The sequence below is a fragment of the Streptomyces hydrogenans genome (assembly GCF_014656075.1).
Lineage (GTDB): Bacteria > Actinomycetota > Actinomycetes > Streptomycetales > Streptomycetaceae > Streptomyces > Streptomyces hydrogenans.
Window position 1 is genome coordinate 1 of sequence record NZ_BNBS01000134.1, and the last position, 21984, is coordinate 21984.

The window sequence follows — 21984 nt, forward strand, 5'->3', positions numbered from 1 at the left end:
GGCACCCCGGGGAGGGGGCCGGGTCCGCCGCGGCCGTACGGCGGCCGGGTCAGCGGCGCCGGCGGGTGCGCTTCACCTTCAGCTCCTCGAAGCGCGGCAGGTCGCCGTCGCCGATCCGCCGCCACGCACGGGCGTACAGCTCGGCGACCGGCTCGGCCGGCACCAGGACCCCGAGGACGGGCCGGCCGCCGGCCGGCACGCCGAGGAGCTCCAGCTTCCACTGCTCCACGGGCAGCACGGGAGCCGTGTGCTCCACCCAGCCGCCCGGCAGGAAGAGCGAGCGTCCCGCGCGGGCGCGGACGGCGGACACCACCAGGTCGGTGGCGGCGAGTTCGGCCCGCGCCGCCTTCATCCTCGCCGGCTTCCAGCCCGTCCACCGCGCCGTGTTCCGGTCGGTCGGGTCGGGCAGCGCCAGCAGCATCAGGTAGAGGGCGGCGGCGTCGGCCCCCAGGCCGTGCGCCTCCGCGGCCTCCGCCACGAGCCCGGGCACCGAGCGCGACGGGTCCTGCGGCCACCACGTGCCGTCCTCGGCCGTGCCGCCCGCCGCGGGCGCGCCCGGATCGGCGAGCAGCCGGGCGAACGCCGGGTCGTGGCAGCGGCGCAGCGCCGCCTCGACCGCCGTCGGCTGCTGGTCCGGCCCGCGCAGCGCCACCAGGTACGGGTCGGAGCCGGTCGAGTCCAGCAGCGACGTCCGCAGCGCCGGCAGCGGCTGGCCGTCGTGCGTGGCCATCAGCACCGCCCCGTACCGCTCGTGGTCCGGCGCCGTCTCCGTCGGGGCACCCGCGACTCGCCGGAACTCCGCCAGGCTCGTGTAGTGCCCGACCGCGACGAGCAGGTCCGGTGCGGCCAGCCGCTGCCGCACGGCCGTCAGCGCGCCGGGCAGCGCCGCCCGCAGCGGATCGCCCGCCGGAAGCCGGTGCGCCAGCCACGTCATGGTGCCCAGGGCACCCGTCAGGACGGAGCCGGTGAACGGGGCGCCGGCGGGCGCCGCCGGCTCCGGCCGGTCGTTCTGGATCCGCCACGCGACGTCCGTGCCCAGCTCGGGGGAGCCCGCCGGGTCCAGCAGCGCGGGCAGCGCCTGGGTCGCGGGCCAGCCGCCGCGCACCGCCCGGGCGGCCTCGGCCGTCAGCCAGTCGGGCACCTGGACCCGGCGGCCGACGCGCGCGTTCCACACCCCGGCCGCGGCCGCCACGTCCGGGCCGTCGGTCCAGAGGCCTGCCGGGTCGTCGGGCAGCAGCGCCGCCACGACCTCCTGGCGCACCTCGACCGACAGGCCCCGCAGCTCGTCCCGCGCGTGTCCGGCCTCGACGACCTTCAGGCCCAGGGTCTTGCGCAGTTCCGCGGGCAGGAAGTTGCTCTCGTGGCTGTCGACCCCGGGCATGCCGGCCACGACGAGCGCGGCGAGCGCGCCGGAGGCCCCGGTGAGCCGGCCGAACTCCTCGGCCGCCGCCGGCACGTCCGGCGCCGCGCCCCGCGCCGCGGCCCCGCGGCGGTCCGCGGCCGCCCATCCGGCGCCGCCCACCGGGTCGGCGACGGTCACCGAGGAGCGCACCGTGTAGGGCCCGGGGACCTCGAAGCGTCCGGTCGGGTCGTGCAGCAGGGCGCCGAACACCCGGCCGTCGGCGACGCCGCCGCTCTGTTCGGTGAAGCCGAGGGCCGCCCCGCCGCCGAGCGGGACCACACTGCGGTGCGAGAGGTTCCGGTTCTGCCCGTCGGGGGTGGTCAGGTGCGGCTCGGTCAGGTGCAGCTGGACCCGGCGCCAGCGGTCGGCCGATCCGGCCGCCGACAGCACGCCGAGGGCCTCGGCCCGCCCGAGCACGGTGAGGAGCGCGCTCGCCCACCCGGGCTCCGTGCCGGGTGCGACCGCCCGGTAGGCGATCACGGCGGGACGGTCGAAGAGCTGGGTGAACGGCAGCCCGGACCAGGGGAGCCCCGGCAGGTCGAAGTGGAGGCGGCCCGGCTCGGCCGCGGCGTCCGTGGCCGAGCAGACGGCCGCCAGCTCCTCCAGGTAGAGGTGGGTGGCGTCCGTCTCGGAGCCCCACCGGTAGGAGCCGGAGCCCACGACGCCGTTGAGCGCCTGGGCGAAGAGCCGGTCGACGGGTCCCTTCTCGCGCGTCACGACGGGCTCGGCCATCGGGTCGAGGCGGGCGGCGACCGCGTCCAGCGCCTTCTGCTGCCGGACGGCGAACCGCAGCTCGCGCACCACGCCGGCGACGAGTCCGGGCGCGGTGAGCTCGGGGAACGAGGTGCCCACGAGGGCCGTGAGGTCCTCCGCGCGCTCCGCGCCGACGGCGCCCTTCAGGAGGGTGCCGACGGTCTCCGCGTCGGCGCGGCGCAGCGCGGCCGACCCCCGCGGGTCGCGGGCGCGCAGCGCGTACAGGAAGGCGAGCGGCGGGAGCAGCGACGACGCGGTCCGGAACAGCTCGTTGCGCCCGCCCTCGCTGGTCGTCGTGATGACGCCGTCCGGGTCGGTGAGCGACAGCGTCCGCCATTCCCGGGTCAGCGCGCGGGGGCGCTCGTCGCCGGGGAACGTCAGGGCCGCGAGCGGCTGCTGGGCCCCCTCGGGCAGGACCACCTCGCGTCCGGCGAGGTCGTCCGCGTGCCAGCCGTTGTCCGGCAGCCGCACCACGCGCCAGCCCAGCAGGCCGCCGACGGGCGCGCCGACGGCGGAACCCTCGACGGTCGGGGCGGGTCGCAGCCACGACGAGAACTCCCCGAGCCTGGCGTCCGGGCCGTGCGGCCGCAGGGCGTCGGCGAGGAAGCCGGGCTGGGAGCGCCGCCCGTAGGTGCCCTCGGCGGGGTCGTACTCGACCCAGCCGCTGCCGTCCGGGCCGTGGCCGTTGCCGTTCTCGTACACCCAGTACGAGGTTCCGTCGGAGATCACCGGGACCTCCTCCGGCAGCCGGGAGTCGCCGACGTGCAGCACGCCGCGGCCGGTGGTGCGGCCGCCGCCGGGCAGCGGGAGGCTGACCTGGCCGGACCGCAGCGACCAGCGGTTGACGGTGTCGTCGATCGTGATCAGCCGGTCGGGCGCGGTGTGCCAGTACCCCTGGACCTGGCCGCTGCTGTACACGCTCCAGAACACCAGCAGCGCGCCGTCCACGTAGTGGAAGCCGTAGGCCCGGACCGAGGACGCGGCGGCGGACGGGAGGCGCAGGTCGTGGGTGAGGACCGTGGAGTCGGCGTCGATGACGCGGACCTGGGTGGCGTTGGCGACGATCAGGTGGGGCCACGCCTCGACGACGGTCAGCCCGTCCGTGTCGGACCGGCCCGGTGACAGCTCCGCCACCGCCCGCTCCCACTCCGGCCAGTGGAACTCGTCCCACAGGCCGCCGCGCAGGGTGCGCGCCAGCGTCTCGCCGAGGTCGGCGCCCGCGGCGGCGGCCACCTCGTCCGGCGCCAGCGCCAGCGCCTCGGACGGCAGCCACGACAGCGTGGACAGGGCGCGCGGCACGTCGGGGAGCCCGGCCGCCACCGACTTCCGGGCCACCGTCCGCAGCCAGCGGGCGAGCAGGGTCCGTCCGCCGTCCGACGCGGCCAGCCGGCGCATCACCTCGGCGCTGTGTCCGGCGCCGTTGAACGAGTCCGCGCCCCGGTCGAAGGCACGGTGGAACTCGTCGTCGGCGGCGAGGGCGGCCAGGTCTCGGGGCCGGTCGGACTGGTGCCAGTCCGTCAGGTCCAGCATGACGCCGTGCCGGCGGTCGTCCTCGTCCGGGCCGGTGACCGGGACGTCCAGCGCGAGCAGCAGGTCGAGGAGGTTGACGTCGTCGACGCCGATCCGCAGCGCGCGGCGCCCCTCGGGCCGGGCCGCCAGGTCGGCGCGCAGCCGTCCGGCCATCCGCTCGACCAGGTCCAGCAGGGCCGTCGGCGTCGGCCGCCGGCCCCAGCCGCGGTGCCGGGCGGCGTGGTAGCGCTCCAGCCAGCCGGCGGCGCCGTCCGCGCACCGCTCCTCGGCGGGCAGCTCCGCGTCGGTGAGGCCCGCGTCGGCGCCGGACGCCGCGAGGATCTCCAGCCACAGGTCGCTCATCTCGCCGTCGTCCGACGGCGGGGTCAGCGTGAGGAGCGTGCCGCGGATCGCCGGCACGCGCCGGGCGAGCGCGACGAGCGCGGTCCGCTGTCCCTTCCACCAGCCCGTGGCCGCCCGCAGGGTGGCCGGCAGCGGCAGCAGCTCGCCCAGGTGGTCCTGCTCGGCCTCCGCGGCGGGCAGGCCGGCCGCCCGGGCCAGCCGCCGCAGCTCGGTGGCGGCCTGCGCGGACGGGGCGAGCCCGCCCGCGGTGCGGCGCACGCAGAGGCGGCGGAACCGCTCGTACGCCTCCGCCGGCGCGAGGCGCGCCGACAGCTCCTTGCCGTAGCCCGCCAGCACCTTCACCGGCAGCGCGCCGGCCAGCGCGAACTCCAGGAACACGGCGTCGAGCCGGTCCTCGTCGACGGACAGCCCGTGCTGCGCCTCGCTGGTGCGGGCGCGGCCGAACAGCTGCCCGGCGTAGGTGGTGTTCTCGACGGCGAGGAAGACGCGCGCGGCCTGCTCGTAGAAGACGGGGAGGAAGTGCGGGACGGAGGCGGCGAGCCGCCCGGCGAGTTCGAGGCAGGCGTCGAGCGCCGCCTTGGGCTTGGTCTTCGCCTGCCGGGCGAGCCGGTCCAGCTCGGGCACGACGGCGAGGGCGTGGTGGCCGTCCTCCGGGTGGTGCACGAGCACCCACTCGGGGAAGCCCAGCTCCTGGCGCCGGCCCAGTCCCACCACGGCCGGTTCGGCGGCGGGTTCGAGGCCCAGGAAGCCCGCGGTCGGGTCCTCGGCGGCGCCGAGTTCGGCCGCGGTCAGCCGCACGACGACCCGGTCCTCGCCGAGCACCGGGTGGCGGTAGGTCCGGGCGGTCAGCTCCACGGCGGAGGGTCCGGCCCCCGCGGTGTCGGCCGGGAGCACGGCTCCGGCGTTCAGCAGCTGCGTGGCGTCGTTCGTCGCGGTCGTGCCGGTCACGCGTTCCCACCCTCTTCGATCGTGCGGCCGGCGTAGAGCGCGGCGGCCATGCGCATTCCCTCGGACCAGGCGACCGGCCCGACCCCGTCGAGCCGCACCGCGCGGCCCTCTTCGTCGTGCCAGCCGAGGCCGCCGGTCTCCGACTCCCCGTCCCAGTACGGCTCGCCGATCCACACCGACGCCTCGGTGTCGCGGCCCCCGTCGCGGACCTTGCAGGTGGCGTAGCCTCCGGAGACCCGGTAGCCGAGCCCGGTGGCCCGGGCGGCGAGCCCGAAGCGGGAGGCGAACTTGCCGCCCGCGTAGTCCCGGACCTCCGTCGCGTTCGCCGCGTGGGTCTCCGGGCGCGTCCAGGTGGCGCGGTGGATCTGCTCCACGCGCTGGGTGATGCCCAGCTCGGCCGCGAACTCCCGTACGTCGTCGAGGTCGGGGAGGAGCACCGGGTGCGGCACGGTGACCGTGCGCGGCGCCATCCGCACCGTCTCGCCGTCGAGGTCGACGACCTTGAGCCCGCCGTCCTCGGACACGTCCCTGAGGAAGCCGACCTCGTCCGGGTCGTCCCCGACGACGGCCATGTCGCGCAGCGTGGACCGCCACGCCTCGTCCGGCCACACCCGGGCGATCAGTGCCGTCGGCACCGGCAGGGAGGACACCATCCAGGCGTCCACCTGCGCCACGCACGCGTCCGCGTGGCGGTCCAGCCACTCGGACAGCCGCCGCAGCCGGTCCACTCCCGGGTCGTCCCGGAGCGCCTTCGGCACGGTCTTCAGCTCCCGCCCCCCGGTCCGGCGCGCGACCACGCGCCCGCCCTCCCCGAGGGTGACCTCGTACCCCTCACCCGCATCCAGCCACGCCATCAGCCGCGCCTCTCCACCCGTACGTCATCCGTCCACGCAGCCTGAACCAGGGGCTCGAACGCCCCTGAACCGCGATGTGCGAGCGACATTAGGCGGCGCCACTGACAACGCGTCCGCCAGCCCCGTCCCTACGGCGCCGACGGCGGCATGAGGTGACGGGCCAGCACCTCCAGGGCCCGCAGGACCTCGTCGAGACGCTGTGGATCGTCGGATCCCAGCGCCGCCACCAGGGCGTCCTCGATGCCCGCGGCGCGCACCCGCGCCACCCGCGAGGACTCGTCGGGGTTCTGACGCACCAGGACGCGGCGCCGGTCGGCCGGATCCGGCGCCGTGCGCACCGAGCCGGCCTCCTTCAACCGGGTGACCGCCGAGGAGACCTGACTCTGCGGCAGGCCGGTGCGGGCCGCGATCTCGCCGACCGCGGTGTCGGGGTGGGCGGCGATGTCGCTGGCCACGATCAGCACCAGCCGGGCGCTGCCCGCGTACCGCGCCGACCCGCCCGGCGGCTCGGGCAGGGCGTCCTCGCCGATCTTCATCAGGGTGCGTCCCAGCAGGAACAGCTCGACTCCGTTCACCCCGACAATGTACATCGAGATGGATGTATCCAATTCGATGGATTATTGTGGAGGGAGAACGCGGCGGAGCGACCACCGCGGACAAGGGGGACCACCATGCCCAGCGCCACCACGCCCAGGACCACCTCCACCTCCCTCACCACCGGCACGCTCGCCGTCCCCGGCGCCGTCCTGCACTACCGACTCCAGGGCACCGGCCCGCTGTTGCTCATCTCGCAGAGCGGTGAGGGCGACGCCGACCGCACCACCGACCTCGTCGCCCACCTCGCCGACTCCCACACCGTGCTCACCTACGACCGCCGCGGGCTGTCCCGCAGCCGGCTCGACACCCCCGGACGGGGCGCGACCCTCGCCGAACACGGCGACGACGTCCACCGCCTGCTGGCCGCGCTCACGACCGCACCCGCCCTGATGCTCGGATGCAGCCTCGGCGCCGTCATCGGCCTGCACGTGGCCGCGCGACACCCCGGACAGCTCCGCACCCTGATCGCCCACGAGCCCGTCGCCCCCCGCCTCCTGCCCGAGGCCGACCGCGCGCACCACGAGCGCGAACTCGCCTCCCTGCGGGAGCTCTACCTCGAAGGCGGCCTTGCGGCCGCGCTCCCGGAGATCGCCCGGACCCTCGGCATCGACCCCGGCAGCGCCGACGTCGAACCCGGTCTGACCCCGCAGCCGATGACCGAGCGGCGGATCGCCAACTTCGACTTCTTCATCCGCCACGACTTCACCGCGATCATCGAGGACACGCTCGACATCGCCCCGCTCAAGGACGGGGCCACGCGCGTCGTCCCCGCCGCCGGGACGACGACCCCCCGGACCGTCTTCGACCTCGCGTGCGCCTCGGCCCTCGCCGCCCACGTCGGAGCGGAGGTCGAGCCGTTCCCCGGCGGGCACAACGGGAACACGACCCACCCCCGGGCCTACGCCGCCCGCATCCGGGAGGTCCTGAACGACGCCCGATGAGAGGCGCGGCCCCCCGCCCCGCCCGACGACACCCCGCCCCGACCGCCGCCCTCGCGTCCCACCGCCCCGTGCGGCGAAGCCCCCGGCGGGCTCCCGCCCTTCCCGTACAGTGCGAGGGCGAGGGAGCGCCCGCACCGGTCACCGCACCGGCCGCGGACGCCCTCTCCTTCCACGGGGGCAGGCGCGAGCGCGGGGGTGGCCGGATGCTGGAGACCGCACGGTCGTGGGCCGAGGGCTGGGCCGTGTCCCGAGGGGCACCGCGACCGGAGGACGTGCCCTGGGGACTGCGGATCGCGGTCGGCCGGCCGACCCAGACGGTCCGTCACGTCCTCCTCGGCACGGACGCGGAGACCGCCCGGGCGCTGATCGGCACGATCACCGAACCGACCACGTGCGTCAAGGCGTTCCTCCCGCCCGCCGTCATGGACCCGTGGTTCTCCGCCGACTGGGAGCCCACCGAACCCTGCTTCCTCATGGCCGTCGACCTGCGCCCGACGCGCGCGGACGCGCCGGACGGCTACACCGTGACCGTCGACACCTCCGGCGGCGGCCTCGTCTCCGCACGTGTCCTCGCCCCCGACGGCGAACCCGCCGCGTACGGCCAGGCCGGCCTGACGGACACGGCCTGCGTCTTCGACCAGATCGTCACCGAACCGGCCCACCGACGCCGCGGCCTGGGGACCACGGTGATGGCCGCCCTCACCGCCGCCGCCCTCGAACACGGTGTGTCCGAGGGCGTCCTCGGAGCGACCGTCCAGGGCCGGGCGCTCTACGAGAGGCTCGGCTGGAAGGTCCTCGCCCCCCTGTCCGGCCAGGTCTACCGTCCCGTCACTTCCTGACCGCCCGCTTCCACGGCCCTCCGGGCGGCGCGCGACGGCCACCACATGGCCCGGCCGAGCAGCGCCCCGGCCGACGGGACCAGGAGGACCGACAGGACGAACGCGGACAGCAGGATGCCCAGGGCGGTGGCGAAGCCGAGCTGCCGGGTCGACGGGTCCGCGTTCACCGCGAGCGCGCCGAAGGAGGCCGCGAGGACCACGCCCGCCGTCGCGATCGCCGGGGCCGTGTGCCGTACCGCCCGCGCCACGGCCGCGCGGGCCGGGCCGCCCCGGGCCATCTCCTCGCGCAGCCGGTCGCTGACGAGGATGTTGTAGTCGGTGCCCAGGGCCACCACGAACAGGAACAGCACCAGGGGCAGCACGAAGTTCACGCCCGGGGCACCGCCCAGGTGCTGGAAGACCAGCGCGGCGGCGCCGAGCGTCGCCGCGAAGCACAGCCCGACCGCGAGCATCAGCACCACCGGGGCCGCCAGGCTGCGCAGCAGCACCACCAGGATCAGCGCGATCCGCGCCGCCGCCACCGGGGACACCGTCCGCAGGTCCCGGTCCACCGCCGTCTCCACGTCGGCGAACACCGCCGCCGTGCCCCCCACATGGGCGGTCAGCCCCGGCGGAGTCGCCTCCCGCACGGCCTCGCGCACCGGGCCCGCCACGAGCTCGCGGGCCCGCTCGGACCGGGCGTCCACCGTCAGGTACGCGTCCAGCCGGGCCGCCGTGCGGTCGGCGTCGAACACGGGCGCGGCCACCGAGCCCACCCCGTCCACCCCGGACAGCGCCCCGCGCAGGACCCGCAGCCCGTCCGCGTCCAGAGCGCGGCCGCCGTCCGCCGTCACGTACACCGTCGTCGGATCGGACACCCCGGGCGGCAGGGCGCCGGCGATCTCCCGTGCCGTGTCCGCCGCCGCCGTGCCGCGCGGGGTCCCCCCGGCGCCGAAGTCCATGCGGACCCCCGCCACGCCGACCGCGAGAGCGCCGAGCAGGGCGGCCGACGCCACGAACACCAGCAGCGGCCGACGCGCCACCAGCTCGCCCGTACGACCCGCCAGACCCGGGCTCCCGGGCTTCGCCAGGCTCTTCGATGGCCAGAACATCCGCCGCCCCGCGACCGCCAGGAGCGCCGGCATCAGGGTCAGGCTCGCCAGCAGCATCACCAGCACCGACACCGCCACCGAGGGACCCAGCACCCGGAACTGCCCGAACGTCGCCACGCCCAGCGTCGCGAAGGCCGCCACGATCGTCAGCGCCGCCGAGGTCACGGCCGTGCCGACCCGTCCGGCCACGTCCGCGGCCACCAGCCGGTGGTGCTCCTCCGGGCGCCGCCGCAGCTCCTCGCGGAACCGGAACAGGAGGAACAGGAAGTAGTCGACGCCGATGCCGACCAGCACGGTCCCGATCATGCTCGGGGTGCCCGGATCCAGCGCGAAGCCCGTCAGGAGTGCCGCCCCCACGACCGTGCCGGCGGCGGCGCCGCCCACCACGGACACCGCGAGCAGCGGCACGAAAGCGGCCAGGACACTGCGGAACACCAGGACGTTGACCAGCACGATCAGCCCCAGCATCACCAGACCGACGACCAGCCGCGTGGTCTTCTCCCCGTCGGCGCGGTCCACCAGCTCCGCCAGACCCCCGGTGAAGCCTGTACGCAGCCCGGCCTCGTCGAACTCCTCCTGGACACGGTCCTGGAAGGCCCGGTACAGCGCGTGCATGCCGGGATCCGTGGAATTGCCCCGCAGCCGCGCGCCGAGCAGGGCGAACGACCCGTCGGGCGCGGTCGCCGTCAGCTCCACCTCGGGAACCTGGGAGTAGTCCTTGGAGAGCCCCGGTATCTGTTCGTCCGCCCACGGCATCTCCACGCGCGCGTGGCTCAGCGCACGCGCGACGGCCACCTCCCGCTCGCGGTCGGCGTCGCCGAGCGGCCGGCCGTCGCGCCGTGCCACCAGCACCGTCACCGCCTCGGCGTCGGGCTCCGCGCCGAACTCCTCCCGGGCGACCCGCAGCGCCGCGGCGGCGTCGTACTCCCGGGGCAGGAAACCGGCACTGTCGGTGTGCGTCACGCGGAAGACGAGCACCTGGCCCAGGACCGAGGCCACGATGCCGACCACCGCCCACACGGCGATCACCCGCCAGGGTCTGCGGGTCGAGAAGCCGGTCAGGGCACGGATCACGGAGGACCTCCAGAACGAGTACGAGGAGAAGCGCGCGTCCGGCACCGTCGACGTCCGGGGCAGCGCACCGCACCGGGCGATCCCGGCACCCCTTCAGCACATCAGCGCCCTCCGGCCCGCACCTCGGAGCGAGGGACGAGAAGCACCCTGGGAGCAGGGCCCCGCACCACCCGCCGGCTAGGACCCTGCTCCTGGTCCCGGCTCCCTCCCGGTCCCGACGCGCGGGCCTCGCCGTACCGGCACCATGGGAGACTCGGAGGAAGAACCCGCACGTCAGCGGGCCGGCAGGACGGCCCGGGGCACGCGGGCGGCGTGGAGGGGGCGGGGAGCCAGGATGGGACGGCGCGCGCAGGAGACGCGCCCCGACGGGGCAGGGACCGGAACCGGCGAACGGCCCGGGTCCGGGTCCGGAGCGAGGCCGGGGAGCGGAAGCGGGCAGGACGGGCACGGACTCCGGGACCGGCTGCGGGCCGGCGGACGGAGACCCTGGAACCGGCCTGACGGACCGGCACCGGGCGACCGGGCTCACGGGCCGAGGAGCCGGACCCGACGGGAGGGGGCGAAGTTCCGGATCGGAGAAGGCGGGCCGATGCCGTGGAGCCGGCCCGACGGGCTCGTCGCCCTCGCCGCCACCGCCGTCGACCTCGTCGGCTACACCGTCACCACCCAGATGGACCGTGGCCACGTGCCGGTGGCCGGCTGTCCGGTCGTGGTGGCCGCCGCGCTGCTGCTCCTGGCCCGCCGCCGGGCCCCGCTGACCGTCCTCGCGGGCGTCCTCGCCGTCCACCTGGCGCTCCAATGGACCGGCTCGATGGGCCAGCAGTACGGCGCCGCGACCGTCGTCGCGCTCTACACCGCCCTGCGCCACCACCGTCCCGCCGTCGGAGCGGTGGCCGTGGCGGGCTCCGTCGCGGTCCTCCACTTCGGCCATCCGGCGGCGACCGAACCGGCCGCGGTCGCACTCGCCGCCAACGTCGCGGCCGCGCTGCTCGTGGCGGCGACGGCGACCGCCGTCGGGCGCTGGCAGCGCGGCACCGAGATCCGCCGGCAGCTGGACGCCGAGCGCGCCGTCTCGGACGAGCGGCGGCGCATCGCCCGCGAGCTGCACGACGTCGTCGCCCACCACATCACCACGATGCAGCTGCTCGCCGGCGGCGCCCGGGCCAACCTCGACCGGTCCCCGGAGACCGCCCGCGAGGCGCTCGTCACCCTGGAGGGCTCGGGCCGCGCCGCGCTGCGCGAGATGCGCCACCTGCTCGACGTGCTGCGGGCCGGCGACGAGAGCGACGAGGGCGAGGCCACCGCGCCGCAGCCCGGCATCGGTGACCTCGACCGGGTGGTCGAGGACAGCCGCCGCGCGGGTCTCCCCACCACCCTCACCACGGACGGCGACCCCGCGGCCCTCCCGCCCGGCGTGGCGCTGACCGCCTACCGGATCGTCCAGGAAGCCCTCACCAACACCCGCAAGCACGCGGGTCCCGGCGCGCACGTCGACGTACGGCTCGCCTTCGCCGCCCACGAGGTGCGCGTCGACGTCACCGACGAGGGGCCCCGCGAGGGACACCCCGCGGCACGCGGCTCCGGCTACGGGCTCATGGGCATGCGCGAACGCGTCGCCCTCCACGGCGGCACCCTGCGGGCCGGCCCGGAGGACGGGGGCTTCGCGGTCCGGGCCCGGCTCCCCCTGCCCGCCGAACGTCAGGAGACGCACGCGTGAACGCGCACGTGAGGGTCCTCATCGCCGACGACCAGCCCCTCGTCCGCCGCGGCCTCGCCCTGATGCTCGCGCCCGAACCCGGCTTCGAGGTGGTCGGCGAGGCCGGTGACGGCGCCGAGGCGGTGCGCCTCGCCCACGAGCACCGGCCCGACGTCGTCCTCATGGACATCCGCATGCCGGGCCTGGACGGCATCGCCGCCACCGCGCGCCTCACCGCCGAACTGCCCGCCTGCCGTGTGCTGGCCCTGAGCACCTTCGACATGGACGAGCACGTGATCGGCGCCCTGCGGGCGGGGGCGTACGGCTTCCTGCCCAAGGACATCTCGCCCGAGGAGCTCGTCGCCGCCCTGCGCGTCGTCCGCGAGGGCGAGGCGATCCTCGCGCCCCGGCTGCTGACCCGCCTCATCGCGACGCACGTCACGGCGCCGGAACGCCCGGTGCCGCCGCCCTCCCCGTCCGGCACCGACGGGCTCACCGGGCGCGAGCGCGAGGTCTGGCGGCTGATCGCCGGCGGCCTGGACAACACCGAGATAGCCGACCGCCTGGCCGTGAGCCCCTCCACTGTCAAGAACCACATCACCGGCCTCTTCGCCAAGCTCCGCGTCCGGGACCGTGCCCAGGCCGTCATCGTCGCCTACGAGACGGGCCTGGTGACGGCACGACAGGCCCCCTGAGGGGCCGGAGCGACACACGCGCGTCTGTGCGTGCGGCGCGAGCGCGCCGCGGATAGCCTCACCGAAGGCTTTTCCTGAACTTTCGTACGTGAATGAGCGAAGGCGGTCGTCTTGTCCCGTAATCGCCGGTTGATCCTGAGCCCGCCCTCCCGTGTGTGGGGCCTGCTGGCCGACGGCCTCCGGTACGGGGAGTGGGTCTCGGGGACGCAGCAGGTCGTCACCGCCGACCCGGGATGGCCCGAGGTCGGCTCCCGGCTCCGGGTCCGGGTGGGCGTCGGCCCCCTCACCCTGGAGGACACCTGTGTCGTCCGCATCTGCGAGCCCGGGCGCCGCCTCGAACTGGAGGCGAAGGCGGACCCCTTCGGCGCGGCCCGCATCGCCATGAACCTGATCCCCTGGGGCGCCCACACCCTCTTCCTCCTCGAATGGCACCCCCTCCGGGGACCGGGCACCCGGATGCACGGACTCCCCGTCGACTACCTCGTCTCCATCCGCAACGGCATGATGCTGACCAAGCTCGCCCGCATCGCGGTCGCCGAACGGCAGCGCGACGAGGCGTCCGCCGCCGCTCCGTCGGGAGCGGCCCCCGGCTAGGATGCGGGCCCGCGGGCCGCTCCCCGGCACCTGTACCTGAGAGGGGCGGGTCCATGGGCTTCGACGTCTGCGTGTGGCGCTTCGAGCACGGCGAACCGGTGCCGCTGGACCTGGAGGCCGCTCGGGAGGTCCTCGCCCCTCACGTGGTGGGACACGATCCCGAACCGAACCTCCTCCAGGTGAGCACGGGGGAGCGGGAGACGGCCGACGTCCACCTCGGCGACGCCGGCATCACCTTCCACCGCTTCGGCGGGGACGGCGTCATGGACCTCCTCGCCGTCCTGCTGCGCAGGCTCGACGCCGCGCTCGTGATCCCGGGCGGCCCCGTGGTCCTCCAGCGGGACGAGGACGCGCGGCACCTGCCCTCCGCCCTCCGGGACGAGTGGCCCGCGGTCGTCGCCCGCACGGGGGCGGAGATCACGGAGGCGATCAGGTCCTCCTGAGGGCCCGTCCCCCCTCCGCTCCCGCCCGCCCGAGGCGGCACCTCCGCGCGACCGCCCTCCGGCCTGCGGGTTTCGCCCTGCGGCCGGAGCACTAGGGTGCGGTGCGCAGGGGTGGGTGACGTTCAGGAGGGGGCAGCGGTGGTGGAGTTGGAGAAGGCGCCGCCGGTGACGTGGAGCACGCACCGGCGGAGTGGGTGGACCACGCTCACCGGCTGGGGGACGCTGCTCAGCGCCGCCGCGGCCGTCGGCTGCGCGCTGTGGGGGGTGGGGCCGTACCCCCCGTTGGTCGCCGAGACGGGCCTGGCCGCGCTCGCGGCCGTCCTCGCCGCGGCCTGGGTCGTCGCCTCCCGCCGGGCGCCGCTCCGCACCGGCCCTGCCCCGGACCCTGGCGCGGGCCTGCGCTGGCTGGTCGCGTGGCTGGTGCCGCTGGCCACGCTGGTCTGCTTCAACCTCGGGTTCATGGTGTCGCCGGAGTACGGGCGGGAGACCGAGCGCCTGGAGGCGGGCCGGTTCGGGAGCTACTCCGTGACCGTCGTCCGGCTCGCCGGGGACCCGGTCCGCGGGCACAACGCCTCGGACGAGCCGGTGTACTTCGAGACCGATCTGGTCCTGCGCCTGCGGTACGACAGCGGTCCGCGCGAGGTGACCGTGCCCGGGATGTACACCCGCGACGAGCCGCCGAAGGCTGGCGAGCGGATCGACGTCTCTTACGCCCCGGGCGATCCGCGCCCGGACTCGCCGGTCCTGGAGGACGGCCGGCGCTGGGGCACCGGCGTGATCGGTTCCCGGCTCCTGCTGGTCACCTTCCTCCCGGTCTTCTTCGCGGGATCCCTGCTGACCGGCTTGCTGCGGTACGAAATGCCGAGCGATTTCCGGCGGTTCGCGCCCTCCGTCCACCTCCCCGCCCTGGGCATCGCCTTCCTGGGCCTGTGCCTGCTGCTGCCGACCGCGTTGGGATGGGAGGCCGGCGGACTGGTCCGGCCCGCCGCCTTCCTCGCCTGTCTGACGCCGGGTGCCGCGCTGGCCTGGATCTGGCGCACGGCGTAGGGATCGCGCGGGGCGGGCCGGCGTCGTCGCCCCGGCGGTCGTTCACAGGTGGGCGTCGATCAGCTCCCGCACCTCGGTATGGGTCAGGGGTCCGGCGCCGTGCGCGACCGCTTCGCCGTCCTTCAGCAGGACGCAGGACGGGGCCCCGGTGATCCCGTGACGCCTGGCCGCGGCGGGGCAGCGCGTGAGGTCCGCGCGGACGACGGTGAGGCGGCCCGCGTACGCGTCGGCGACGGCGCGCACGGCGCGGTCCATGGCCCGGCAGGGCTCGATGGTCTTGGGCCATGTCCCGATGAAGTAGGCGAGGACCGGGCCTTCGGTCCGGTCGAGGACGAAGTCGAACTCCGCGTCCTCGCGGGGCTGGTGAACCCGCTGTCCCATGGGGTGGCTCCTGTCGTCGTGTGCCGTTTCGTCGCCTCCCCATCATCACCCGGAGAGCCGGCCGTGACCGCCGCCCGATGGGTGGGCCTGACCGGCAAAACTCCATGGCAAGTAGATAGTCTGCAACAAAACCATCTGCTACTGTCGTGCTTAGCCACTCCAGCCCGCCCGACCACCGAAAGGCCGATCCCATGAGCCGGAACGCCACCGCCGACGCCACCACCGAGGCCGCTCCCGCCACCACCCGGAACGACGGCCCGGCGCCCCGAGCCCTGGCCGACGCCGAGCTCTCCCGGCTGCTGAGCGGCCAGCAGTTCGGTGTGCTCGCCAGTGTGCGGAGCACCGGCCACCCCCACCTGTCGACGGTCCTCTACGCCTGGGACCCGGAGGAGCGCGTCCTGCGCGTCTCCTCCACCGCCGACCGCCTGAAGGTCCGCCAGCTGCGCCGCGACCCGCACGCCTCCCTCCACGTCAGCGGCCCCGACGTCTGGTCGTTCGCCGTGGCCGAGGGCGAGGCGGAGATCCTGGACCCGGCGGACGAGGCGGCCCCCGGCGAGAAGCCCCTGCCGGACCGGCGCGTGACCATCCTGCTCCGCGTCACCCGCCTCTACGGGACGGCCCTGGACATCCCCTCCCCGAGCTAGGGCACGAGCCGCCGACCGGACCGGGCCGCTCCCGCCCCTCGTCGGGGCGGACGGCCGGAGGGTACTGAACCGCCCCTGAACCGCCCGAGGCGCGTCGAAGCACTGCGGTGACCGCGCGGCCGATTCGCCTACGGGTGACCGCGCGGTCGACTCGCCCGCGCGTGACCACACGACCGATTCGCCCGCGGATGACAGCGCGGCCACCCGCCATCCGTCGCGCTCCACCCGTCGCCCGTCGCCCGTCGCCCGTCGCCCGTTCGCGTCAGTCGGCGGGGCGATCGCGTCGCCGAGCGCCGCCAGTGAGTCGGCGAGCTGCTCCCTCCACGCGGAGACGGGACGGCCGTCCTCGGACCGGAGGGCGACGAAGGCGCCGTCGTAGCCGGCCATGCCGAACGGCGCCAGGGTCTCCGCGATCTCGTCGGCGGTCTCCTCGCCCGTGCTCCGGAAGGGCGAGCGGATCGTGTGCGCCATGGAGGTGCGCCCCTCGTCCCGGACGGCGATCACGGTCTGCGGCGCCTCGGGTGCCTCCGCCGCCTCACGGATCGTCACCAGCACGAGGAGCAGGCGCGGGAACTCCTCACCGTCCTCCATGACCTCGCCGGTCCGGCGTAGGAGCCCCCGGCCGTGGCCCGGCCGCGACGCGAGAACCGCGTCGCGACCCGGGTCACGCGCGTGCGCAGGCCGCCCGGGCCACGCGCGCGTGCGGGAGGCGGGCGGTCAGGGGCGACGGCGGGCCAGGGTGGCGCCCAGGGCCGTGGCCGCCGCCCGCACGGCGTTGGCGTGGGACTCGGGACGGAAGCGCCCCACCGGGCCGGTCACGCTGACCGCCGCGACCGCCGTCAGCCCGTCGGGAGCGAGGACCGGCGCGGCCACGCACAGCAGCCCCGGCGTCGACTCCTCCCGCTCGTAGGCGACGCCCGTCTCCACCGCCCGCACCAGCTGGCCGCGCAGCAGCCCCGGCGCGATCACCGTGTGCGGGGTGCGGCGTTCCAGCGGGGCGGACAGCACCGCCGTCCGCTCGTCCTCCCCGGCGTACGCGAGCAGCACCTTGCCGATCGCCGTGCAGTGCAGGGGCATCCGGCCGCCGGCGCGGGACGGTGCCTTGGCCTGCCGGTGGCCGCCGATCTTGGCGACGTAGACGACCTCGTGCCCCTCGCGCACCCCGAGGTGCACCGTCTCGTGGGTGCGCTCGTACAGGTCCTGGAGGAACGGCATCGCCACCTCCAGCAGGGTGCGCTCGGCCGCCGCCCGCATGCCCAGCTCGAAGAGACCGCCCGAGAGCCGGTAGCCGTGCTCGGTCTTGTCCAGCAGCCGGTGACGCACCAGGTCCCCGGCGATCCGGTGGACGCTGCCCTTCGCCAGACCGGTGCGCCGCACCAGCTCGGCCAGCGGCAGCACCGAATCGGCCGGACCGAACGCCCGCAGGATCCCCAGTGCCTTGCCCAGGACGGTGTCGCTGTCCTCCATGCGAAAGAGCGTACCGCTCAGTGGAACGCCTTCATGGAACCGGCCGCTCCCCATGCTGCAGATTGGACGCCATGCCCCAGAACCACCGCACTGTCGGCACCGACAGCATCGCCGCCGCCGCGGCCCGGCTCCGCGAGGCCGCCGCCACCGGCACCGCCGCCGCCACCGTCCGCGACCTGATCGGCCGCGACGACGTCACCGCCGCGTACGCCGTGCAGCAGCTGCTCACCGCCGAGCGGATCCGGGCCGGCGCCACCGTCGTCGGCCGCAAGATCGGCCTCACCTCCGAGGCCGTCCAGCGGCAGCTCGGCGTCGACCAGCCCGACTTCGGCGTCCTCTTCGACGACATGGCGCACGCCGACGGCGCGACCGTCCCCGCCGACGCCGTCCTCCAGCCCCGCGTCGAGGCGGAGATCGCCTTCGTCCTCGGAGCGGACCTCGCCGAGGGCCCCCTCGACGACGCGCAGGTCCGCGCGGCCATCGACCACGCCGTCGCCGCGATCGAGATCTGCGGCAGCCGGGTGGCCGACTGGGACATCAGCTTCGGCGACACGGTCGCCGACAACGCCTCGGCCGGCGGCTACGTCCTCGGCACCCGGCGCGTCCCCCTCGCCGGCTTCGACCCCGTCGCCGCCGAGATGACCCTGACCGTCGACGGCGAGACCGTCTCCACCGGCAGCGGCACCGCCTGCCTCGGCGACCCCGTCAACGCCGTCGTCTGGCTCGCCCGCCAGGCCCGCGACCTGGGGGAACCGCTCCGCGCCGGCCAGGTCGTCCTCTCCGGCGCCCTCGGCCCGATGCGCCCCGTCGCACCGGGCGCCACCGTCCACGCCACCGTCACCGGCCTCGGCACGGTGTCGCTCACCTTCTCCGCGTAAGGAACGACCATGAGCAGGACCAAGGTCGCCGTCGTCGGCTCCGGCAACATCGGCACCGACCTGCTGATCAAGATCATGCGCACCGCGCAGCACCTGGAGATGGGCGTGATGGTCGGCATCGACCCCGCCTCCGACGGACTGGCCCGCGCCGCGCGCCTCGGCTTCGAGACCACCGGCGAAGGCGTCGACGGCCTGCTGAAGTCGCCGCTGATCGACGAGATCGGCATCGTCTTCGACGCCACCTCCGCCGGCGCCCACCGGGACAACGACGCGAAGCTGCGCCCGCTCGGCATCTGCGTCATCGACCTCACGCCGGCCGCGCTCGGCCCGTACGTCGTCCCGGCCGTCAACCTCGACGAACACCTCGACGCGCCCAACGTCAACATGATCACCTGCGGCGGCCAGGCCACCATCCCGGTCGTGGCGGCGATCAGCAGGGTCGTCCCGGTGGCGTACGCGGAGATCGTCGCCTCCATCGCCTCCAAGTCCGCCGGCCCCGGCACCCGAGCCAACATCGACGAGTTCACCGAGACGACCTCCGAGGCGATCGTCCGGGTCGGCGGCGCCCGCCGCGGCAAGGCGATCATCATCCTCAACCCGGCCGATCCGCCGGTCATCATGCGCGACACCGTCTTCTCCCTGGTCACCCTGGACGAGGGCGAGGACGCCGACGCCGCGAAGGGGCGGATCACCGAGTCGGTCCTGCGGATGGTCTCCGAGGTGTCGGCGTACGTCCCCGGCTACCGCCTGGTCCAGGACGTCCAGATCACCGAGGTCCCCGCCGACCGGCTCGCCGAGACCCTCCTCGCGGACGGCGCGACCACCCGGCCGACCCACCAGGTGTCCGTCTTCCTCAAGGTCGAGGGCGCGGGCATGTACCTCCCGGCGTACGCCGGGAACCTCGACATCATGACCTCGGCCGCCGTGCGGATGGCCGAGAAGATCGCCGAGAGCACCGCAGAGAAGGCCGCGCCCGTGAAGGAGGCCGCGAAGTGAGCACCCCGATCTTCGTGCAGGACGTCACCCTCCGCGACGGCATGCACGCCGTCCGGCACCGCATCACTCCCGACGACGTCAAGCGCATCGTCGTCGCCCTGGACGACGAGCGGGTCGACGGGATCGAGGTCGCCCACGGCGACGGCCTCGCCGGCGGCTCGGTCAACTACGGCCCCGGCTCCCACACCGACTGGGAGTGGATCGAGGCAGCCGCCTCGGTCCTGCGCAACGCCCGCCTCACCACCCTGCTGCTGCCCGGCGTGGGCACCGTCCACGAGCTGAGGCACGCCTACGACCTCGGCGTGCGCTCGGTGCGCGTGGCCACCCACTGCACCGAGGCCGACATCTCCGCGCAGCACATCGCCGCCGCCCGCGAGGAGGGCATGGACGTCTCCGGCTTCCTGATGCTCTCCCACATGGCCGAGCCCGAACAGCTGGCGCGACAGGCCAAGTTGATGGAGTCGTACGGCGCCCAGTGCGTCTACGTCACCGACTCCGGCGGCCGGCTGACGATGAACGACGTCGCCGCCCGGGTGCGCGCCTACCGCGACGTCCTCGACCCGGCCACCGAGATCGGCATCCACGCCCACGAGAACCTCTCGCTGTCCGTGGCCAACTCGGTCGTGGCCGTCGAGAACGGGGTCCGCCGCGTCGACGCCTCCCTCGCCGGGCACGGCGCGGGCGCGGGCAACTGTCCCATCGAGGCGTTCGTCGCCGTCGCGAACCTGTCGGGCTTCCGGCACGGCTGTGACCTGGCCCGGCTCCAGGACGCCGCCGACGACATCGTCCGTCCCCTCCAGGACCGTCCGGTCCGCGTCGACCGGGAGACCCTGACGCTGGGGTACGCGGGCGTGTACTCCAGTTTCCTGCGGCATGCGGAGACCGCCGCGCGGCGCTATGGGGTCGACGTGCGCGACATCCTCATGGAGTGCGGTCGGCGGCGCCTGGTCGGCGGCCAGGAGGACATGATCGTGGACATCGCCCTCGGCTTGGCGGCCGACCGCTGACGCTCCGAGAACGCGGGGCGATGCCTCCCCGCGCCCCGAACCACCCCTCGAAGGCACCACCTTGGGCGGTTGGGCCATCTCAGGGTCCTCGCAGTCGTCCAAGGGGGCATCGCATGGACCACCTCAGGGTCCTCGCGGCCGTCCGAGGGGGCATCGCATGGGGGACCGCAGGGTCCGGCCGGAGCGGACGACCGCTCCGGCCGCCGCGCGCCGGCTCCGGACCGGCCCCCTCCCGTCCCCGCGCCACGACCCGAAGGGCCGACCTCTCCACCGTGGGACAACTGACGGGGGAGGGCCCCGCGCACATCGCCCGTACCGGCTCATCGCCCGCCTCGGCGCGGGCGGCACGGGGCTGGTCCACCCGGGCCGCTCCGACCCGGGACGGACGGTCGCCGTCAAGGTCGTCCAGGCCGAACACGCCCAGCACGCCGAGTTCCGGCGGCGGTTCGCGCGCGAGGTGCTCGACGTCGGCGCCGCCGCGGTGCTCTCGTCCATGGGCTGTCCCTAGGGATCCCTAGGGATCCCACCTCCGCGAGGACGCGCGCGAGCGCTCCGGAGGACGGCCGAACTTTGGTATGGACCTGACAAGCGAGTCCCGCTAACGTCAGTGAGAGCGCTCTCAGAGAGCGCTCTCAGCGTTCGGTTTCCCCCACACCTGGAGGTCCCGTGAAACGCACCACCCCCCTGCGCGCCGCCATCGGCGCCCTGCTCCTGACGGTCGGTCTCGGCGCCGCCGCGGCGAACGCCGCCCCGCCGCCGGAGCCCGCGCCGAGGCCGTCGGCGTCCGCCGGACTGCTCGACGCGATGCGGCAGGACCTCGGCCTGACCGCGGCACAGGCCGAGGAGCGGCTGCGTGCCGAGAAGACGGCCGCCGCGGTGGAGACGGCCGCCCGGCAGCGCGCGGGAGAGGCCTACGGAGGCGCGTGGTTCGACCCGGCGGCCGGCCGGCTCGTCGTCGCCGTGACCGACCGCGCCGAGGAGGCGGAGGTGCGCGCGCTGGGCGCCGACACCCGGCTGGTCCGGCACAGCGCCGCGGCACTGGACCGCGCGAAGGCGCGCCTGGACGGGCTCCGCGCCCCCGCGGGCGTGGCCGGCTGGCACGTCGACCCGAAGAGCAACAGCGTCGTGGTCGACGTCGTCCGCGACCAGCGGCAGAGCCCCGCCGTACGGGCCTGCGTCGACCGGGCCCGGGCCGACGGCCTCGTCACGGTCGCCGAGACGGCCGAGGCGCCCCGCACGTACGCGGCGGGCACCGTGGGCGGCGACCCGTACTACACGGGCAACGTCCGCTGCTCGATCGGCTTCTCCGTCCACGGCGGCTTCGTGACGGCCGGTCACTGCGGGCGGGCCGGGGCGGCCGTGCGCGGCTGGGACGGTTCCGCGATGGGCACCTTCCAGGGCTCGTCGTTCCCCGGCGACGACTACGCGTACGTCTCCATCCACAGCGGCTGGTGGACCGCGCCCGTCGTCCTCGGCTGGGGCACCGTCCCCGACCAACTCGTCCGCGGCTCCGCCGAGGCGCCGGTCGGCGCGTCGATCTGCCGCTCCGGCTCCACCACCCGCTGGCACTGCGGCACCGTCCTGGCCAAGAACCAGACCGTCAACTACAGCCAGGGCGCCGTCTACCAGATGACCAAGACCAGCGTCTGCGCCGAGGGCGGCGACTCCGGGGGCTCGTTCCTCAGTGGCGACCAGGCCCAGGGCGTCACCTCCGCCGGCCGGGGCAACCGCTCCTCCGGCGGCGAGGCATGGTTCCGGCCGGTCG

General features: G+C 75.3%; 19 protein-coding genes. 13 read left to right on the plus strand and 6 right to left on the minus strand.

The features are described 5' to 3' along the window. Positions 1 to 49: 49 nt before the first annotated feature. The 3 genes from IE321_RS34985 to IE321_RS34995 form a co-directional block, all read right to left on the minus strand. On the minus strand, positions 50 to 4975 hold the full coding sequence (locus IE321_RS34985) for a DNA-binding protein (protein WP_190225860.1): 4926 nt from the start codon (positions 4973 to 4975) through the stop codon (positions 50 to 52). Continuing rightward, entirely contained in the window at positions 4972 to 5829 is an 858-nt protein-coding gene (locus IE321_RS34990) for a DUF4132 domain-containing protein (RefSeq protein WP_190225861.1), read from the minus strand. The genes IE321_RS34985 and IE321_RS34990 overlap by 4 nt, the downstream gene beginning before the upstream one ends. 128 nt (positions 5830 to 5957) lie before the next feature. Continuing rightward, positions 5958 to 6404 (minus strand): MarR family winged helix-turn-helix transcriptional regulator, encoded by a 447-nt coding sequence (locus IE321_RS34995; RefSeq protein ID WP_107063223.1) that lies wholly within the window; start codon positions 6402 to 6404, stop codon positions 5958 to 5960. A gap of 96 nt (positions 6405 to 6500) precedes the next feature. Between IE321_RS34995 and IE321_RS35000 the strand changes: the two genes are divergently transcribed. Further along, complete coding sequence (locus IE321_RS35000; RefSeq protein WP_190225862.1) at positions 6501 to 7367, plus strand: alpha/beta fold hydrolase; 867 nt, start codon at positions 6501 to 6503, stop codon at positions 7365 to 7367. Between the two features lie 203 nt (positions 7368 to 7570). Then, positions 7571 to 8206, plus strand: coding sequence for a GNAT family N-acetyltransferase (locus IE321_RS35005; protein ID WP_190225863.1), 636 nt, complete (start codon positions 7571 to 7573; stop codon positions 8204 to 8206). Here IE321_RS35005 and IE321_RS35010 read toward each other — a convergent pair. After that, positions 8185 to 10371 (minus strand): MMPL family transporter, encoded by a 2187-nt coding sequence (locus IE321_RS35010; RefSeq protein ID WP_190225864.1) that lies wholly within the window; start codon positions 10369 to 10371, stop codon positions 8185 to 8187. The two genes, IE321_RS35005 and IE321_RS35010, sit on opposite strands and share 22 nt — an antisense overlap. Before the next feature lie 589 nt (positions 10372 to 10960). Here IE321_RS35010 and IE321_RS35015 point away from each other — a divergent pair. The 5 genes from IE321_RS35015 (at position 10961) to IE321_RS35035 (ending at position 14846) form a co-directional block, all read left to right on the plus strand. Continuing rightward, positions 10961 to 12088, plus strand: a complete 1128-nt coding sequence (locus IE321_RS35015) for a sensor histidine kinase (RefSeq protein ID WP_190225865.1) — start codon at positions 10961 to 10963, stop codon at positions 12086 to 12088. Continuing rightward, positions 12085 to 12762, plus strand: a complete 678-nt coding sequence (locus IE321_RS35020) for a response regulator (RefSeq protein WP_190225866.1) — start codon at positions 12085 to 12087, stop codon at positions 12760 to 12762. The genes IE321_RS35015 and IE321_RS35020 overlap by 4 nt, the downstream gene beginning before the upstream one ends. 111 nt (positions 12763 to 12873) lie before the next feature. Continuing rightward, positions 12874 to 13356: an SRPBCC family protein gene (locus IE321_RS35025; protein WP_190225867.1), complete on the plus strand. Its 483-nt coding sequence runs from the start codon at positions 12874 to 12876 to the stop codon at positions 13354 to 13356. A gap of 53 nt (positions 13357 to 13409) precedes the next feature. After that, entirely contained in the window at positions 13410 to 13799 is a 390-nt protein-coding gene (locus tag IE321_RS35030; RefSeq protein WP_190225868.1) for a hypothetical protein, read from the plus strand. Positions 13800 to 13937: 138 nt separating this feature from the next. Next, positions 13938 to 14846, plus strand: coding sequence for a hypothetical protein (locus tag IE321_RS35035; RefSeq protein ID WP_229916680.1), 909 nt, complete (start codon positions 13938 to 13940; stop codon positions 14844 to 14846). Positions 14847 to 14888: 42 nt separating this feature from the next. On the opposite strand, the gene IE321_RS35040 is transcribed toward IE321_RS35035, so the two are convergent. Next, complete coding sequence (locus tag IE321_RS35040) at positions 14889 to 15227, minus strand: thioredoxin family protein (RefSeq protein WP_190225870.1); 339 nt, start codon at positions 15225 to 15227, stop codon at positions 14889 to 14891. Positions 15228 to 15418: 191 nt separating this feature from the next. Between IE321_RS35040 and IE321_RS35045 the strand changes: the two genes are divergently transcribed. Then, positions 15419 to 15871 carry a pyridoxamine 5'-phosphate oxidase family protein gene (locus tag IE321_RS35045; RefSeq protein WP_190225871.1) on the plus strand — a complete coding sequence of 151 codons (453 nt, stop codon included), beginning with the start codon at positions 15419 to 15421 and terminating at the stop codon, positions 15869 to 15871. Positions 15872 to 16588: 717 nt separating this feature from the next. Here IE321_RS35045 and IE321_RS35050 read toward each other — a convergent pair. Continuing rightward, on the minus strand, positions 16589 to 17338 hold the full coding sequence (locus tag IE321_RS35050) for an IclR family transcriptional regulator (RefSeq protein ID WP_043221882.1): 750 nt from the start codon (positions 17336 to 17338) through the stop codon (positions 16589 to 16591). 71 nt (positions 17339 to 17409) lie between these two features. On the opposite strand from IE321_RS35050, the gene IE321_RS35055 reads away from it, so the two are divergent. The 5 genes from IE321_RS35055 to IE321_RS35075 all read left to right on the plus strand — a co-directional run. Beyond that, positions 17410 to 18216 carry a 2-keto-4-pentenoate hydratase gene (locus tag IE321_RS35055; protein WP_190225872.1) on the plus strand — a complete coding sequence of 269 codons (807 nt, stop codon included), beginning with the start codon at positions 17410 to 17412 and terminating at the stop codon, positions 18214 to 18216. Between the two features lie 9 nt (positions 18217 to 18225). After that, positions 18226 to 19212, plus strand: a complete 987-nt coding sequence (locus IE321_RS35060; protein ID WP_190225873.1) for an acetaldehyde dehydrogenase (acetylating) — start codon at positions 18226 to 18228, stop codon at positions 19210 to 19212. Beyond that, entirely contained in the window at positions 19209 to 20219 is a 1011-nt protein-coding gene (gene dmpG / locus IE321_RS35065) for a 4-hydroxy-2-oxovalerate aldolase (protein WP_190225874.1), read from the plus strand. The genes IE321_RS35060 and dmpG overlap by 4 nt, the downstream gene beginning before the upstream one ends. A 157-nt stretch (positions 20220 to 20376) precedes the next feature. Further along, positions 20377 to 20727, plus strand: a complete 351-nt coding sequence (locus IE321_RS43265; RefSeq protein WP_190225875.1) for a hypothetical protein — start codon at positions 20377 to 20379, stop codon at positions 20725 to 20727. A 158-nt stretch (positions 20728 to 20885) separates the two neighbouring features. Next, positions 20886 to 21984, plus strand: a 1099-nt coding sequence (locus IE321_RS35075; protein WP_190225876.1) for a S1 family peptidase, incomplete at its 3' end; no start/stop codon positions are given.